The 16,860-nt window shown below is 73.5% G+C and carries 14 protein-coding genes; 9 read left to right on the forward strand and 5 right to left on the reverse strand.

The window, feature by feature from the left end; genetic code table 11:
- Positions 1-1,432 precede the first annotated feature (1,432 nt).
- Positions 1,433-2,155, reverse strand: a complete 723-nt coding sequence (locus tag BM051_RS19805) for an SDR family oxidoreductase (RefSeq protein WP_092532439.1) — start codon at positions 2,153-2,155, stop codon at positions 1,433-1,435.
- A 62-nt stretch (positions 2,156-2,217) separates the two neighbouring features.
- Between BM051_RS19805 and BM051_RS19810 the strand changes: the two genes are divergently transcribed.
- The gene (locus BM051_RS19810) at positions 2,218-3,315 is read left to right on the forward strand and encodes a helix-turn-helix transcriptional regulator (protein WP_092532443.1); all 1,098 of its coding nucleotides are present in this window, start codon (positions 2,218-2,220) and stop codon (positions 3,313-3,315) included.
- On the opposite strand, the gene BM051_RS19815 is transcribed toward BM051_RS19810, so the two are convergent.
- Positions 3,243-3,932 (reverse strand): helix-turn-helix transcriptional regulator, encoded by a 690-nt coding sequence (locus tag BM051_RS19815; RefSeq protein WP_092532446.1) that lies wholly within the window; start codon positions 3,930-3,932, stop codon positions 3,243-3,245. The two genes, BM051_RS19810 and BM051_RS19815, sit on opposite strands and share 73 nt — an antisense overlap.
- A 345-nt stretch (positions 3,933-4,277) precedes the next feature.
- On the opposite strand from BM051_RS19815, the gene BM051_RS19820 reads away from it, so the two are divergent.
- The 4 genes from BM051_RS19820 (at position 4,278) to BM051_RS19835 (ending at position 9,367) form a co-directional block, all read left to right on the forward strand.
- Complete coding sequence (locus BM051_RS19820) at positions 4,278-5,726, forward strand: DNA polymerase ligase N-terminal domain-containing protein (protein WP_092533002.1); 1,449 nt, start codon at positions 4,278-4,280, stop codon at positions 5,724-5,726.
- Positions 5,719-6,633: a non-homologous end-joining DNA ligase gene (ligD, locus tag BM051_RS19825; RefSeq protein ID WP_092532449.1), complete on the forward strand. Its 915-nt coding sequence runs from the start codon at positions 5,719-5,721 to the stop codon at positions 6,631-6,633. Before BM051_RS19820 ends, ligD begins: the two co-directional genes overlap by 8 nt.
- Positions 6,602-7,687, forward strand: coding sequence for an NAD-dependent epimerase/dehydratase family protein (locus BM051_RS19830; protein WP_092532452.1), 1,086 nt, complete (start codon positions 6,602-6,604; stop codon positions 7,685-7,687). Before ligD ends, BM051_RS19830 begins: the two co-directional genes overlap by 32 nt.
- 90 nt (positions 7,688-7,777) lie before the next feature.
- On the forward strand, positions 7,778-9,367 hold the full coding sequence (locus BM051_RS19835) for a phytoene desaturase family protein (RefSeq protein ID WP_092532455.1): 1,590 nt from the start codon (positions 7,778-7,780) through the stop codon (positions 9,365-9,367).
- Between the two features lie 4 nt (positions 9,368-9,371).
- Here the strand turns inward: BM051_RS19835 and BM051_RS19840 are convergent, their stop codons facing one another.
- Both BM051_RS19840 and BM051_RS19845 read right to left on the reverse strand, forming a co-directional pair.
- Entirely contained in the window at positions 9,372-9,824 is a 453-nt protein-coding gene (locus BM051_RS19840; RefSeq protein WP_092532458.1) for an SRPBCC family protein, read from the reverse strand.
- A gap of 23 nt (positions 9,825-9,847) precedes the next feature.
- On the reverse strand, positions 9,848-10,078 hold the full coding sequence (locus tag BM051_RS19845; RefSeq protein WP_092532461.1) for a hypothetical protein: 231 nt from the start codon (positions 10,076-10,078) through the stop codon (positions 9,848-9,850).
- A gap of 100 nt (positions 10,079-10,178) precedes the next feature.
- On the opposite strand from BM051_RS19845, the gene BM051_RS19850 reads away from it, so the two are divergent.
- From BM051_RS19850 to BM051_RS19860, 3 genes are all read left to right on the forward strand, one after another.
- Positions 10,179-11,063 carry a universal stress protein gene (locus BM051_RS19850; RefSeq protein WP_092532464.1) on the forward strand — a complete coding sequence of 295 codons (885 nt, stop codon included), beginning with the start codon at positions 10,179-10,181 and terminating at the stop codon, positions 11,061-11,063.
- Positions 11,064-11,182: 119 nt separating this feature from the next.
- Complete coding sequence (locus BM051_RS19855; protein WP_092532466.1) at positions 11,183-11,623, forward strand: Hsp20/alpha crystallin family protein; 441 nt, start codon at positions 11,183-11,185, stop codon at positions 11,621-11,623.
- Between the two features lie 277 nt (positions 11,624-11,900).
- On the forward strand, positions 11,901-13,610 hold the full coding sequence (locus BM051_RS19860) for an AMP-binding protein (protein WP_092532469.1): 1,710 nt from the start codon (positions 11,901-11,903) through the stop codon (positions 13,608-13,610).
- Positions 13,611-14,526: 916 nt separating this feature from the next.
- On the opposite strand, the gene BM051_RS19865 is transcribed toward BM051_RS19860, so the two are convergent.
- A complete protein-coding gene (locus BM051_RS19865; RefSeq protein WP_092532472.1) occupies positions 14,527-15,852 on the reverse strand; it encodes an aminotransferase-like domain-containing protein in 1,326 nt (441 codons plus the stop codon).
- A gap of 102 nt (positions 15,853-15,954) precedes the next feature.
- Between BM051_RS19865 and BM051_RS19870 the strand changes: the two genes are divergently transcribed.
- Positions 15,955-16,755, forward strand: a complete 801-nt coding sequence (locus BM051_RS19870; protein ID WP_092532475.1) for an alpha/beta fold hydrolase — start codon at positions 15,955-15,957, stop codon at positions 16,753-16,755.
- Positions 16,756-16,860: the final 105 nt, after the last annotated feature.

A 16,860-nucleotide genomic window follows, 5' to 3' on the forward strand; every position in this document is an offset into this window, starting at 1 on the left:
TCCACCGTCAACCCAGAAGGTCGGTCTCGCGTCATGCCCCGAGGAAGGCAACTCGTCAAAGTTGGTGGCTCGGCGGCCGTCGTCGTACAGGACACCAAACCGCAGGGCGCCTCGGGTCCTCGGCCATTCATGACCGAAGCCGAGCGCGTCAAGGGCAGAAGCTCCCTGCACCGTACGTCGTTGAAAAACATCGATACTCAAAGTGAGGCCTGCTGGCCAACATCGAACACCGCTGAGCGCCACACAAGCACGAGCGTTCTTCGCGAGAACCTGGCTCCATGGAACAACAACCGGAATTACCCAATCATCCGGAGGACCTGGATAACCGGGAGGCGGCGCAGACAGTTCTTCTTCCTCTCCGGTTGACACGTGTTTCGCATCAATAAGCGGAGCATCGTCGAAAAACCCCAACTACGGCTCCTTCCGGTCATGTCACACGGCGTGGGCGCCTTCAAGTACGCCAACAGTGGCAGCAGTACCACGACCATGATACACGCTACGCTACACCTACGGTTCACCTATAAGCGTGGAGTAAACCATGTCAAATTGGCTGACCCGCACCCGGGCGCTGGCATGACCACTCTTGAGCACACCTGAAGTACTTGCCCCGGAGCTCCAACTCCTCCGGGGCAAGTACGAGATGGTAGCCTAATAGCGCCCTATGTCAGGCAATCAAGGCCTGATACAGGGCGTCCGCCAGGTGTTTTGCGCAACGGTCATGGTACCCCTGTAGCAAGCTCCCTTGATCGGATCACCGACCCAACCCCGCTTGACCCTCTCACCGGCTCGCACCCGGTGGAAGGTCTCGAGGTGGTAGACACCCGAGGGAGTGGAGATCCTCATTATAACATTCGAGATAGTAGGTCCACTACGCTTGTCATAGCTCACGGTAAAAACTGGCCATCCCGGGTCGTGTGGGCCATAAGTGATACACAACCAACCATTGCCAGTGGCAACGCACTTCGGTGGGTGATCTTTTGGCTGACTTGAATTGACCTCGACTGTCGAAGTTGCTGGCACCCGAGCGGGCTGAGCGACAGCTAAGCTACTTGATGACAACACGAGAGCAGCCAAAGCGGCCATAATACCAGACGAAACGCGCATTCTTGCCATATTCCCCCCTTGGGAATCATTAGGGCCGAATCACGAAGGCTCGATAAAGCCGTTCCCTAAACCCCGCTAGGCCCTCCCTGCCAAGACACAATCGATAGTGCCAACAATAAGTGATCCACCAAACCGCCAAAAGGGTGAAGCGAGACACGAGGAAGCGCGTCGGCCTTGCTTCAACTGATCACGCGTGGAACGCGCTCGTACATGTCGCCCCGCAGGGCATACCTCTCGGATGAGATGCTCACGACATCAACCTGTTCTAGCAGCGCTACCCACAGTGCAGCACCGCCTCGTGAACATGGCGGTTCGCTGGTCTGAGCATTCACACCAGGCCGCCGTCGGCGCGGAGGTTCTGGCCGGTGACCCACCGGGCGTCCGGGCCGCACAGGAACGCCACCACGTCCGCCACGTCGGCCGGTGTGCCCAGTCGCCGCAGCGGCGTCATCCCGGCCACCCCCGCCACGGCCTCCGGCGGCGCCGCCGCACGCAGCAGGTCGGTGTCCGTCACGCCCGGGGACACCGTGTTCACCGTGACGCCCCGCGGCCCCAGCTCCCGGCTCGCCACCCGCGCGATCTGCTCCACCGCCGCCTTGCTCGCCGCGTACACCGACTCGCCCGGACTCGGCCACACCGTGGTCACCGACGACACCACCACGATCCGGCCGCCCTCACCCAGCCGCCGCGCCGCCTGCTGCACCGCCAGGAACGTCCCCCGCGCGTTCACCGCCATCACCCGCTCGTACTCCGCCAGAGTCACCTCCGCCAACGGCGTCGACGCGGCCACACCGGCGTTGCCCACCAGCACGTCCACCCCGCCGAGCACCTCATCCGCCACCGCGAACAGTCGCTCCACCTCCGCCGGCTCCGCCTGGTCGGCCCGCACCGCGTGCGCCCGCTCGCCGGCCACCTCCGCCGCCGCGGCGTCGTCCCGCGCGTAGCTGAACACCACCGTCGCGCCCTCGGCCACCAGCCGCCGCACCACCGCCCGGCCGATGCCGCGGGCGCCGCCGGTCACCACCGCTCGCTGTCCCTCGAGAGTTTCCATGCACGGCAGCGTTCCGCCGATCGCGGCCAGTTCCGGGCCGCGATCGGCGCGACACTGGACACATGCTCGACACCTCGGCCCGGCTCCTGCGGTTGCTCACCCTGCTGCAGGTCCGCCCGCACTGGGCCACCGCCGACCTCGCCGACCGGCTCGGCGTGGCGCCGCGCACCGTGCGCCGCGACGTCGGTCGGCTCCGCCAGCTCGGCTACCCCGTGCACGCCACCCCCGGCGTGGCCGGCGGCTACCGGCTCGGCTCCGGCGCCCGGTTGCCCCCGCTGCTGCTCGACGACGCCGAGGCCGTGGCCGTCGCGGTCGCCCTGCGCGCCGCCGCCGGCGGCACGGTCGCCGGGATCGAGGAACCCTGCCTGAGCGCGCTGACCAAGCTCGAGCAGGTGCTCCCCACCCGGCTGCGGCACCGCGTCGCCACCGTGCCCGCCTACACGGTCACCACCCCGCCCGGCGGTCCGCGCGCCGACCCGGACGTGCTGGCCACCCTCGCCGCGGCGTGCCGGGACTCCGTGCGGCTCCGCGTCGACTACCGCACCCACGACGGCCGCGCCGACCTCCGCACCGTCGAGCCGCACCGGCTGGTGCACACCGGGCGCCGCTGGTACCTCGTGGCCTGGGACGTCGACCGCGCCGACTGGCGCACGTTCCGGGTGGACCGGCTGCGCCCCCGCACCCCGGCCGGCCCGCGCGTCCCGCCCCGCGAGCCTCCCACCGACGCCGCGACACTGGTGACCCGCGGCGTCGCCGACGCGCTGTGGCGCTACCGCGCGCGGGTCCGGGTGCACGCCCCGGCCACCGCCGTCGCCGACCGGGTGCCGCCGACCTGGCCGGTGATCGCGGGTGACGGCACGAGCTGCGTGCTGGACGCGGGCGCGGACGACCCACGCCGGCTCGCCGTGTACCTGGCCGCACTGGACGCCGAGGTCGAGGTCCCCGCCGACGCGCCCGAGCTGGCCGCCGAGCTCCGCGCGCTGGCCCTCCGCTGCCACCGCGCGGCGAACCAGACCAGCGCGGCGAACCAGACCGGTGCGGCGAATCGAGCCAGTGCGGCGAACCAGTCCGGTGCCGGCGCCGCGGGTCAGGCCGGCCGGCGTACCGGCAGGTCCCCGTCCACCGGCTCGCCGGCCAGCGGCAGCATCCCGAGCCGGTAGCCGAGCGCCACGGCGTGCGTGCGGTTGTCGGCGTGCAGCTTGCTCAGCACGGAGCGCACGTGGCAGCGGATGGTGTCGGTGCTGAGGTAGAGCCGCCGCCCGATGTCCTCGTTCGTGTAGCCCTCGGCCATCAGCTCGAGCACGGTCTGCTCCCGCCGGCTCAGCGCCCGCCGCCGCGGCCCGGCCGGCCGGAACGCCGGGTGCTCGTAACCGCGCCCCAGGTAGGTGCGCACCAGCGCGACCCGTAGCTCGTCGGGCGAGGCCGCGGCCGGCAGCAGGCCGGCCACGCCGGCGGCGTGCAGCGCCCCGGGCACCGCGGGGTGCGCTCCCGCCGGCAGCAGGACCAGCAGCGGCGGCGCCCCGACCAGCCGCCGGGCGAACGCTAGCGCCGTCGCCGGATCGGTGTTCGTCACCACCAGCGCGGGCTCGACGGTGCGCAGCGCCCCGAGCGCCTCCGCCGCCGTGCCGGTCCGCAACCAGCCGGCGACATCGGGCAACGTCCGCTGCGCCGTGCTGCCGAGCCCCAGCCCGGAGATCGGGCAGGGGTCGAGCACCAGCACCGCGCGGCGCGTGCCCGCCCTGTCGCCGTGCGCCATCCGGACCAGCCCCTTCCGCACGCCTTCACCTGAGTTGACCAACGACGTCACGCGCGCGCGGGAATCGATTACTCGCCCGGTCGGGTTACTACTTTGGACGGGTCCCGGACAACCCGGATACCCGCGAGGTCCGAATTGGACCCGAGAGAGAGGGCCTGCCGCCGCCGACAGAGGGGGGAGGGTCGACGGCGACAGGCCGGTCGGAGCGCGCACTGGGGGAGGTCGCGCTCCGGCCGGAAGTCTAGGAGAATTCCCTCGTCCGCGCCGCGCTTCCGGCAACTATGTGGTTACGACCGGGTGTTTCCCACCGCGCCGGTCCGGCTACTCCCCGGTCGCGTCGCACGGGACGAGGCGGAAGGGGACACCGTGGCCGGGCTGAGCGAGTACCGCCGCAAGCGCGACCCCCGCCGCACCCCCGAGCCGGTACCCGCCGACGACCCCGTCCCCAGGGGCGACAACGACACCTTCGTCATCCAGGAGCACCACGCCCGGCGGCTGCACTGGGACGTACGGCTGGAACGGGACGGCGTGCTGGTCTCCTGGGCGGTGCCGAAGGGCCTGCCGCCCGAGCCGGGCACCCCGCGGCTGGCCGTGCACACCGAGGACCACCCGCTGGAGTACGCGACGTTCGAGGGCGAGATCCCGGCCGGCGAGTACGGCGGCGGCCGCATGCTGATCTGGGATCGCGGCCGGTACGAGACGTTGCACTGGAGCGACCACAAGGTGGAGATCGCGCTGCACGGCGAGCGGGTACGCGGCCGCTACGTCTTCGTGCACCGGCACGGCCAGGACCGGGAGCGGGACTGGCTGGTCCGGCGGAAGGACCCGGCCGAGCCCGGCTGGGTGGAGCTGCCCGAGTTCCTGCCGCCGATGCGGGCCCGCGACGGCGAACTGCCCGGCCCGGACGAGGACGCCGAGTGGGCCTACGAGTTCGCCTGGGGCGGGCGGCGCGCCGAGGTGCGGGCGCAGGGCGGCAGGGTCAGCGTGCTCGACGAGGACGGTGCGGACCTCACCGCGCTGCTGCCGGAGCTCCGCGGGCTCGGCGAACAGCTCGGCGCCACCGAGGCGCTGCTCGACGGCGAGCTGGTGGCGTTCGACGCGGCGGCCGAGGCCACCCGGCCGAGCCCGGAGGCGCTGCGCCGCCGGCTCGCCGCGACCGGTGCCCAGCAGGCCCGCCGGCTGGCCGACCGGGCGCCGGTGGTGTACCTGCCGTTCGACGTGCTGCACCTGGCCGGCCGCTCCTGCCTGGACCTGCCCTACCTCGAGCGCCGGCGGCTGCTGGCCGGACTCGGGCTCGAGGGGCCGCACTGGCGGGTGCCCGAGCACCACGTCGGCGGTGGGCCGGCGGTGCTGCGGACCAGCCGGCAGCACGGCCTGGCCGGCATGATCGCCAAGCGCGCCGGCGGCCGGTACCTGCCCGGCCGGCCCAGTCCCGACTGGACGCGGATCACCGGCGGCCGGGTGCAGGAGGTGGTCGTCGGTGGGTGGCGGGCGGCCGGCGACGAGGTGGCCGCCCTGCTCGTCGGGGTGCCGGAGGACGGCGACCCGCGCACCCTGCGCTACGTGGGCACGGTGCGCAGCGGGCTGGGAGACGACCGCCAGCGGCTGCGGTCGCGGCTGCGGCGGCGGGCCCGCAAGCGCCCACCGTTCTCGTCGGTGCCGCGGGGCGGCGAGCGGGACGTGCACTGGGTGCGGCCCGACCTGGTCGGCGAGGTGGCGTTCCGGGACTGGACGAGCACCGGCCGGCTGCGCTCGCCCCGGTGGCGCGGGCTGTGCCCCGACCGGCGCCCGGAGGAGGTGGTGGTCGATGGCTGAGCGGAAGATCGTGGTGCGGGTCGAGGACCGGCGGCTCACCCTGACCAACCTGGAGAAGGTGCTCTACCCGAAGACCGGCTTCACCAAGCGGGACGTCATCGACTACTACCACCGGATCGCGCCGGTCCTGCTGCCGCACCTGGCCGACCGGGCCGCCACCTTCGTCCGCTTCCCGGACGGGGTGGCCGGCCAGTCGTTCTTCGAGAAGGACGTCTCACGGCACGCGCCGGACTGGGTGCGCACCGCCCGGCTGACCGGCAGCGGCCGGCGCGGCGAGGAGGTCAACGACTACCCGGTGATCGGCGACCTGCCGACGCTGATCTGGGCGGCCAACCTCGCCGCGCTCGAGCTGCACGTGCCACAGTGGACGGTGGGCCCGCGGGGCGCGCGCCGCCCGCCGGACCTGCTGGTGTTCGACCTCGACCCGGGTGCGCCGGCGACCGTCGTGCAGTGCTGCCGGGTGGCCGAGCGGCTGCGCGAGGTGCTCGCCGACGACGGGCTGGTCCCGGTGCCGAAGACCAGCGGCGGCAAGGGGATGCAGCTCTACTGCGCCGTGCGCACCCGGAAGCAGGAGAGCACGTCGGACTACGCCAAGCGGGTGGCCGAGCTGCTGGCCGGCGAGCAGCCGGACCTGATCGTGGCCAAGATGCAGAAAGCGTTGCGCCCGGGCAAGGTGTTCATCGACTGGAGTCAGAACAACCCGGCGAAGACCACGGTGGCGCCGTACTCGCTGCGCGGCCGGGAGCGGCCGACGGTGTCCACCCCGATCACGTGGGACGAGGTGGAGTCGTGCCGCAGAGTGGACGACCTGGTCTTCACCGCCCCGGACGTGCTGGACCGGGTGGACGAGCTCGGCGACCTGTTCGAGGAGGTTCATGAGCGACCGGCCGCGCTCCCCCGCCGCTGAGCGGGTGGTGGTGACCGGGGCCAGCGGGAACGTCGGCACCGCGCTCCTCCGGCACCGCGACCCCCGCTGGGCGGTCACCGGGGTCGCCCGTCGGGTGCCCCCGGCCGTCGAGCCGTACTCCGCCGCGCGGTGGGTGCCGTGCGACATCGGCGCGCCGGGTGCCGACGGCGATCTCGCCGATGTCTTCGCCGGCGCGGACGTGGTGGTCCACCTGGCGTGGGCGATCTCGCCGTCCCCGGCGGACCCGCCGATGATCCGGACGAACGCCACCGGCACCCGCAACGTGCTGGCCGCCGCCGCGCGGGCGGGCGTGCCGCACGTCGTGTGCGCCTCGTCCGTCGCCGCCTACCGGCCGGCCGGGCGCTGGCAGCGGGTCGCCGAGGACTGGCCGCGCGGTGGCGTGCCCGCCAGCGCCTACAGCCGGAGCAAGGTCCGACTGGAGCGGCAGCTGGACGAGTTCGTTGGCGCACACCCGGACGTCCGGCTCACGAGGGTGCGCCCGTGCGGGATCGTGCAGCGCGCCGCCGCCGGGCAGTTCGCCCGCTGGCTGCTCGGCCCGCTGCTGCCCGAGCGGCTGCTCGGCGCCGTGCCGAAGCCGCTGTGGCGGGACCTGCGCCTGCAGCTGGTGCACGCCGACGACGTGGCCGACGCCCTGCGCCGGATCGTGGATCGGCGGATCGCGGGCGCGGTCAACCTGGCCGCCGAGCCACCGCTGACGGCCGACGATCTCGTCCGGATCGTGGGCGGGGTCCGGTTCCCGGTGGGGCGAAGGCTCACCGAGCTGGCCGCGTGGGCCGGGTGGCGGGTGGGGCTGCAGCCGCTGCACCCCGGCTGGCTGGAGCTGGCCGACCGGGCCCCGCTGATCGACACCAGCAGGGCGAGGGAGGAGCTCGGCTGGCTGCCGGAGTACAGCGCGGCCGACGCGCTGCGCGACCTGCTCGCCGGGTTCGCCACGCACGCCGGCACGGCGAGCGCGCCACTCGCCCCGGCCGGGACGGGCGCGGCCACCCGGCTGCGCGCGGTGCGCTGGGGCCGGCCGGCACGGCAGGCGTGAACGGAGCCGTGCGGAGCGAACAATTCAACACAGCAGCCGCGGCGAACGCCGCCAGCGAGGAGGGGGCGTGAGATCGAGAGAGGAGGGACGATGACCACGGTCGACGCGGTGGTGGTCGGCGCGGGGCACAACGGGCTGGTCGCGGCGAACCTGCTCGCCGACGCCGGGTGGCGGGTGCTGGTGCTGGAGGCGACCGACCACCCCGGTGGCGCGGTCCGCACCGCGGAGCTCACCGCGCCGGGCTTCGCCAACGACCTGTGCAGCGCGTTCTTCCCGATGTCCGCGGCCTCGCCGGTGATCAACGGTCTCGGCCTGGACCGGTACGGCCTGTGCTGGCGGCACGCCCCGGCGGCGCTGGCGCACGTGCTGCCCGATGACCGCTGCGCGCTGCTGTCCCGCGACCTCGACGCCACCATGGCGTCGGTGGCCGCGTTCGCGGCGGAGGACGCCGCGGCGTGGGAGCGGATGGCCGCGCAGTGGCGGCGCATCCGCGACGATCTCATGCCGGCGCTGCTGACCCCGTTCCCGCCGGTCCGCCCGGCGCTGCGGCTGCTGCGCGCGCTGGGCACCGCCGACGCGCTCCGGCTCGCCCGGATGCTCACCCTGCCGGTCTCCCGGTTCGGCGAGGAGCAGTTCGCCGGCGCCGGCGCGCGGCTGCTGCTGGCCGGTAACGCGCTGCACGCCGACCTCGGCGTCGACGAGCCGGGCAGCGCGGTGTTCGGCTGGCTGCTGGCGATGCTCGCGCAGGACGTCGGCTTCCCGGTGCCCGAGGGCGGGGCGGGGCGGATCACCGACGCGCTGGTGCGCCGGCTGACCGACCGCGGCGGCGAGGTGCACTGCGGCCGGCCGGTGCGCCAGGTGCTGGTCGCCGGCGGCCGGGCGCTGGGGGTGCGGGACGCCGGCGGCGAGCCGGTGCGGGCCCGCCGCGCGGTGCTGGCCGACGTCCCCGCGCCCGCGCTGTACCTCGACCTCGTCGGCGCCGAGCACCTGCCGGCCCGGCTGGTGGACGACCTGCGCCGGTTCCAGTGGGACGACAGCACCATCAAGGTCGACTGGGCGCTGTCCGGGCCGGTGCCGTGGACGGCGGGCGAGGTGGCCGGGGCCGGCACCGTGCACCTGGGCGGCGACCTGGACGGGCTGAGCAGGTACGGCGCGGAGCTGGCCCGTGGGCGGGTGTCCGAGCACCCGTTCCTGCTGCTCGGCCAGATGAACGTGGCCGACCCGACCCGCTCGCCGGCGGGCACGGCGACGGTGTGGGCGTACACGCACGTGCCGCAGTCCTCGCGCTGGGACCGGCGGGCGCTGGAGGACTACGCCGGGCGGATGGAGCGGGTGGTGGAGCGGCACGCCCCCGGCTTCGCCGACCGGGTGCTCGCCCGGCGCGTACAGGGCCCGGAGGACCTGCGGGAGCACGACTGGAGCCTGGTCGGTGGTGCCCTCAACGGGGGCACCGCGGCCATCCACCAGCAGCTCGTGTTCCGCCCGGTGCCCGGGCTCGGCCGCGCGGACACCCCGGTCGACCGGCTCTACCTGGCCGGCGCGTCCGCGCACCCCGGTGGCGCGGTGCACGGCGGGCCCGGGTCCAACGCCGCGCGGGCCGCGCTGGCGCGCGACGGGCTCGCCGGCGGGCTGTACGCGCGGGCCGTCCGCGCCGGGCACGCCCTGGTGTACGGGGCCTGACGGGTCAGGTGCGGCGCTCGGACCCGCGACCGGCGGCCATGTCGGCGAGCCGGGCGAGCGCCTCGGTGTTGCGCGGCCGCAGCACCATCGACCGCAGCGGCTCGGGCGCCAGCCGGGCCGGGCCGCCGGTGGGCTTCTCCACCATCCGCACCTCGGTCCGGTTCGGTCCGAGTGGGACCAGGGTCAGCCGGATGGTGACCTTCCCGAACACCCACAGCCGCGCGTCGAGCTCCAGCAGCCGGTCGCGCTCCATCCTGAGGACGGTGGTCCGGTCGGAGACCTGCACCGGCCACGGCCCGGAGTTGTGGTGGATGGAGCTGCCCTCCGCCGGCCACTCCGGGTCGACGCCCCGGATGTGCGAGGCCCCCACCACCCAGCCGGCGTAGGACCAGCCGTCGGCCAGCACGTCGAAGACGTCGTCCGCGCTCGCCGGAATCACCCTGGTCACCTCGGTCACGTGCCCTCCTCCCCCGGCGGCGCTCACGCGCCGAGGTTCGAGATCTCCGTCTCCAGCATCGCCGCCTGCTCCTCGAGGCGGCCCTCGTCGGGCCGCTCGCCGCCCAGCCGGTCGAGCAGGCCCGCGCGTGTCACCACCGACAGCGCACCGGCGGTCTCGCCGTCGGTCACCTCGTACCGGCCCTCCTGGAGGACCAGCCGGGCGTCCGGTCCGGCGTCCAGCAGTCGTCGCAGGTGCTCGGCCCGCAGTGACATGACCCGCCTCCTCGCGCTCGGTGGACTGCCCGTGGGTTTCCCCGATCGGTGCGGGTGAAACGGCACTGCCGGATGCGGCGCCCGCCGGCAGAATGCGGGCATGACGGCGGGACAGCATGGTGGACCTGTGGTGGTGGGCGTGGACGGCTCGGAGCGGGCGCTCGACGCCGTGCGGTGGGCGGCCAGGGAGGCGGACCGGCTGCACGCGCCGCTGCTGGCGGTCAACGCCTCCGGCTATCCGGACCTCTACGTCGGGGCGACCGTGCCGCCGCCCGACGGGCTGCGCGAGCAAATGCAGGAGCAGGGCTGGGAGTTCCTGCGCGAGGCGGAGCGGGTGGCCGCGGAGACCGCCGGGGTCCGCGCGGAGCTGCGGTTGAGCGTCGACTCGTCGGTGCCGTTCCTGATCGAGGCCTCGACCTCGGCGCGGATGCTGGTGCTCGGCTCGTCCGGGCGGGGCGGATTCGTCGGCCTGCTCGTCGGCTCGACGACGATCGCGCTGACCGCGCACGCGCACTGCCCGGTGGTGTCGGTGCGCGGGGAGGAGCGGCCGGGTGCGCCGGTGGTGGTGGGGGTGGACGGCAGCCCGCTCAGCGACGACGCGGTCGGCCACGCCTTCGCCGAGGCCGCGGCGCGCGAAACCGAGCTGGTCGCGGTGCACACCTGGAGCGACGCCGACACCGAGGTCGTGTTCAGCGCGGCGCGGATGGACCTGGACTGGGAGCCGATGGAGGAGTCCGAGCGGCGGGTGCTCGCCGAGCGGCTCGCCGGCTGGCGGGAGCGGTACCCGGAGGTGTCGGTGCGCCGGGTCGTCGAGCGGGACCGGCCGCGTGACCAGCTCATCGAGTGGAGCCAGCGGGCCTGCCTCGTCGTCGTCGGCAGCAGGGGGCGCGGTGGGTTCCGCGGGCTGCTGCTCGGCTCGACCAGCCAGGCGCTCGTCCATCACGCCGAGTGCCCGGTGATGGTCGTGCGGCCGCAGCGGGATTGAGGACTTGTTGTCGTCACTCCGACGACCGGCTTGCTTGTCATCGTTTCGACGACGTGCTACAAACGATGGTGCACACGTGGGCGTCGAGCCAGCAGATCCGACGTCAGGAGGTGGCAACGATGCTGGTCCGCACCGATCCCTTCCGTGAGCTCGACCGGTTGACCCAGCAGATGTTCGGCAACTCCAGCGGCACCTGGTCGCGGCCGACCGCGATGCCGATGGACGCCTACCGGTCGGGGGACGAGTTCGTGGTCGAGTTCGACCTGCCCGGTGTCTCGCCCGAGGCGATCGACCTCGACGTGGAGCGCAACGTGCTGACGGTCAAGGCCGAGCGGCGGCCGAGCGTGACCGACGACAAGGTCGAGATGCACGTCTCCGAGCGGCCGCTGGGGGCGTTCTCCCGGCAACTGTTCCTCGGCGACACGTTGGACGCGGACAACATCACCGCGAGCTACGACGCGGGCGTGTTGACCCTGCGGATCCCGGTCGCCGAGCGGGCGAGGCCGCGCAAGATCCAAGTCGCCGGCGGCGACACCGAGCAGAAGCGGCTCAACGCCTGAGCGACGCCGCCAGCCGCGTCGGGTGATCAACGGCCACCCCGCCCACCGGGGTGGCCGTCGCGCTGTTCGGTGCTCGGCGTCGACAGGTCCGCCGAAGGTGACGGGCAGCCCGCTGTCCCGCCGCGGCCGCAGCAGCGCCGCCCGGACCGCGTCGGCGTCCTGGTGCGCCACGGACCTCACCTCTCGAGCGATCCGCCGGACACCCCCACTTGGGGGTGGTGTGCGTCCTCCGTGGAACTGACGATCCTACGTAGGAGATCTGACACCGGGAGACACCATGGACGCTGTCACCTCGTCGAGCACGCGGACGTTCCTGGAGGCGCGCGACTTCCTGCTGCGCCACCTGGATGACTACGACACCGCCTACCGCGAGTTCCGGTGGCCCGAGCTGGACGAGTTCAACTGGGCCCTGGACTGGTTCGACGTGCTGGCCACCGATCGGGAGACCGCGGACCGGACGGCGCTGTGGATCGTCGAGGAGGACGACTCGGAGGGGCGGTGGACGTTCGCCGACCTGAAGCGGCGCTCCGACCAGGTGGCCGGGTGGCTGGCCGAGCGCGGGGTGCGCCGGGGCGACCGGATGGTGCTGATGCTGGGCAACCGGGTGGAGCTGTGGGAGACGATGCTCGCCGCGATGAAGCTCGGCGCGGTGATCATCCCGGCCACCACGCTGCTCGCGCCGGCCGACCTGGTCGACCGGATCGAGCGAGGCGAGGCCCGGCACGTCGTGGCGGCGACGGCCGACACCGGCAAGTTCGCCGACGTGCCCGGGGACTACACGCGGATCGTCGTCGGCGAGGCGGTGACGGGGTGGCAGCGCTACCACGACGCCTACGACCGGCCGGCGGAGTTCCCCCGCGCGGGCAGCACGAAGGCGAGCGATCCGCTGCTGCTGTACTTCACCTCCGGCACCACGGCCAAGCCGAAGCTGGTGGAGCACACGCACGCCTCGTATCCGGTGGGCCATCTGTCCACGATGTACTGGATCGGCCTCGAGCCGGGCGACGTGCACCTGAACATCTCCTCACCCGGCTGGGCCAAGCACGCCTGGAGCAACGTCTTCGCGCCGTGGAACGCGGGCGCGACCGTGTTCCTGGTCAACTACGGCCGGTTCGACGCCGGCCTGCTGCTCTCGGCGATGGACCGGTGCGGCGTCACCAGCTTCTGCGCGCCGCCGACCGTGTGGCGGATGCTGATCCAGGCCGACCTCGGCTCGCTGCGCAACCCGCCGCGGAAGGTGGTGGGGGCGGGTGAGCCGCTCAATCCCGAGGTGATCGAGCAGGTGGAGAAGGCCTGGGGGGTGACCATCCGGGACGGCTACGGGCAGACCGAGACCACCGTGCAGGTGGCGAACACGCCGGGGCAGCCGATCAAGCCGGGGTCGATGGGGCGGCCGACGCCGGGGTACGTGATCGCGCTGGTCGATCCGGTGACGGGCGAGCCGGGCGACGACGGGGAGATCTGCATCGACCTGTCCCGGCGGCCGCTCGGGCTGATGGTGGGCTACCACGGCGACGCCGAACGCAACGCCGAGGTGATGCGCGGCGGCTACTACCACACCGGGGACGTGGGATCGCGCGACGCGGACGGCTACATCACCTACGTGGGGCGCACCGACGACGTGTTCAAGGCGTCGGACTACCGCATCTCGCCGTTCGAGCTGGAGAGCGTGCTGCTGGAGCACGAGGCGGTGGCCGAGGCGGCCGTGGTGCCCTCGCCCGACCCGGTACGGCTGGCGGTGTCGAAGGCGTACGTCGTGCTGGCCGCCGGGTGGGAGCCGGACGAGCGGACGGCCGAGTCGATCCTGCGGTACTCGCGAGAGCACCTGGCGCCGTACAAGCGGGTCCGGCGGCTGGAGTTCACCGACCTGCCGAAGACGATCTCCGGCAAGATCCGTCGGGTGGAGCTGCGCGCCAGGGAAGAGGACCCGACCACCGCCGAGGACCGCGCCGCCCACGAGTACCGCGACGACCAGTTCCGCGACTGACGGGTGCCGTCGGGCCGGTTCCGCCAGACTCGCCTCGGTAGCTCGGTAGCTCGGTAGCTCGGTAGGAGCCAGCGGGTCAGCGCTGTCGGCGACCAACCCGGGCACCGCCCCTCTCGGGGGCTGGTCGGTGCGCACGCGTTGACGCACCCCTGATCAGACGGCGCTCATCGAGCATGCACCCCGCGCATCCACCACCGGCCACGCGGCACCCGCACTTCCCGCACCGGCACGACCCCACGGCACATCAGCACGGCACCTCTCGCACCAGCACGTCACCTGCCTGCCGGCACGCGCACCTCTCACACCAGCACATCACCTGCCTGCCGGCACGCACCTCTCGCACCAGCAGGACCCGCCCTGCCAGCACTCGACCTACCGCACCCGCACGCCCACCCGGCGCCTCGGCATGCCGCCAGCACATCCGCCAACCACACCGGCACGCCCACCCGCCCCAGGGGCCTCCCCGGCACGTCCGTTCACCGACGCGCCGGAGCGGGCGGCGCCCGCACCACAGCGTGTGCCCAGAGCCTGTCCAGGCCGACCCGTCGCACCAGGGCAATACCGTTGTCCACACCCCCGCAGCGATGTGGACAACCCCCGCGCGAAAGCGCTTTCTGCTCCAGCCCGTGACCCGCGCCGGGTAGAATGGAGCTGGGACTGGCCCCCGAGGGTGGGTGGGTCCCTAGTGGTGGGGGCCGACGCGAGTTGTTTTCGTGACTGGAAAGGGCCGACGAGCTCTTGACGCCCACGGGACTGACCCGTACGCGGAGCGTGCTTCCAGACCACGCTCGCACCCTACGCGTTGCCGTGGCCGCTGGCCGCGCCTCTCCGCCAGGTGACCGTCGTGCTGCCGCCCTGCTGGCCGAGATGGTACACAGTGGACGTCAGCGCGACGACGACATGCCGCGGGGACCTCTCACTCGATGCCGGCGTCCTCCGGTTGGCCGCGGGCCAGGGCGGCCAGCACGTCCAGCGCGCCGGCGAGGGTGTCCGGCTCCGGGCCGGCCAGTGCCAGGCGCACGGCGTCGGGCGCGCGACCCGGCCCCACGGTGAACGCCGCGCCCGGGCTCACCGCGATCCCCGCCCGCGCGGCCGCCGCCACGAACACCTCCGCCCGCCACGGCGCCGGCAGCTCCCACCAGCAGTGGTACGCCCCGGGGTCGGCCCGCACCCGGAACCCGGCCAGCCGCTCGGCCACCAGCCGCTGCCGGCGCGCCGCGTCCCGCCGCTTGGCCCGCCCGATCGTCGCCACCACACCGTCCACGCTCCACCGCGTCGCCGCGGCCAGCGCGAACCCGCCCGCGGCCCACCCACCGGCCCGCACCGCCGTCCCGATCCGCTCGACCCACCGCCGCGGCGACACCACGTACCCCAGCGTGAGCCCGGGCGCCACCCGCTTCGACAGGCTGTCCACCACCACCGCCTGCTCCGGCACCAGCGCGGCCAGCGGCTCGACGTCCTCCCGCAGGAACGCGTTGACCAAGTCCTCCACCGCCGGCAGGTCCAGCTCCCGCACGACCTCCGCCAGCTCCGCCCGCCGCCCTGCCGGCATCGTCCCGCCCAGCGGGTTGTGCAGTGTCGGCTGCAGGTACACCGCCCGCAGCGACCCAGCCGCCCGCACCGCCTCCGGCAGCACGCCGTGCTCGTCCATCCGCAACGGCACCAGCACCACGCCCAGCCGCGCCGCCGTCGCCTTCACCACCGGGTACGTCAGCTCCTCCACGCCCAACCGCTGCCCCGCCGGCACCAGCGCCGCGATCGTCGCCGCGATGGCCTCCCGCCCGCTGCCCGCGAAGACCACCCGCGCCGGGTCGGGCGCCCAGCCGGGCCGGGCCAGCACCGCCGCCGCGGCGTCCCGCGCCGCCGGCGTTCCACCCACCCCCACCGGTCGCAGCAGGTCGCCCAGCACTTCCGGCCGGCTCGCCCACCGCAGCCCCTCGGCGAGCAGCCCCGCCTGCTCGGGCACCACCGGGAAGTTGAGCTCGAGGTCCACCGTCGCCCGCCCCGGCTCGGCCAGCACCCCGTCCACCCCGGGCGCGGCCCGCACGAAGGTGCCCCGGCCGACCTCCCCGGTCACCAGGCCCCGCCGCACCAGCTCGGCGAAGACCCGCGCGGCGGTGGAGGTGGCGATCCCGCGCTGCCGGGCGAACCGGCGCTGCGGCGGCAGCCGGTCCCCCGGCCGCAGCCGTCCCGCCGCGATGTCCGCGGCGACGGCGTCCGCGATTCGCCGGTACGCCTCCACGACGCGCACCTCCTACATTGCACTCAGATCAATGTTTTGATTGCTATGAGCAGCTTCCCGTGCTTACCGTCGTTCCGTCAACCGGCGACCGGAAGGAACGCGATGAGCACGGCCACGCTGAACGGCATCACCGTCGACTACACCGACGCGGGCGCCGGCCCGCCGGTGCTGCTGGTGCACGGCCACCCGTTCGACCGCTCGATGTGGCGCCCCCAGCTGGCCCACCTGCCGGCAGCCGGTTACCGCGCGATCGCCCCTGACCTGCGGGGATACGGCGGGAGCAGCGTCGTTCCTGGCATCACACCGCTGTCGACGTTCGCCGGCGACCTGGCCGCGCTGCTCGACCACCTCGACGTCCCCGCGGCGACCCTGGTCGGGCTGTCGATGGGCGGGCAGATCGTCCTGGAGTTCCACCGGCGCTTCCCGCGGCGGGTACGCGGCCTGGTCCTCGCCGACACCTCGGCCACCGCCGAGACCGAGGCCGGCCGGCGGAATCGCACCGAGATGGCGAAGAGATTGCTCCGAGAAGGTCTCGAGCGCTACGCGCACGAAGTGTTGCCGAAGATGATCTCGCCGCGGCACGTCGAGACCATGCCGGACCTCGCGCGGCACGTGCTGGACATGATGCGCGGCACGGATCCGGCGGGCGCCGCGGCCGCCCTGCACGGCCGGGCCGAGCGCACGGACTACGTGTCGGCGCTGCCCGGTGTCGCGGTGCCGACGCTCGTCGTGGTGGGCGCCGACGACGAGTTCACCCCGCTGGCCGACGCGGAGCTGATCCACCGGCACGTCCCCGGCGCCCGGCTCGCCGTGCTCGACGACGCCGCCCACCTGCCGAACCTCGAGCGGCCGGCCGAGTTCAACCGGGTGCTCACCGGGTTCCTCGCCACGGTCCCCCGCTGACGCCGCTCGCGTGTGCCGACGCGGCCGGCCGGGTACCCGGCGGGCAGGAGCCGGCGGAAGGAGGAGCGCATGCCGCAGCCAGGCAGCCACAAGTACGACATCAAG

It is taken from the genome of Amycolatopsis arida (genome assembly GCF_900115565.1).
Taxonomy (GTDB): Bacteria; Actinomycetota; Actinomycetes; order Mycobacteriales; family Pseudonocardiaceae; genus Yuhushiella; species Yuhushiella arida.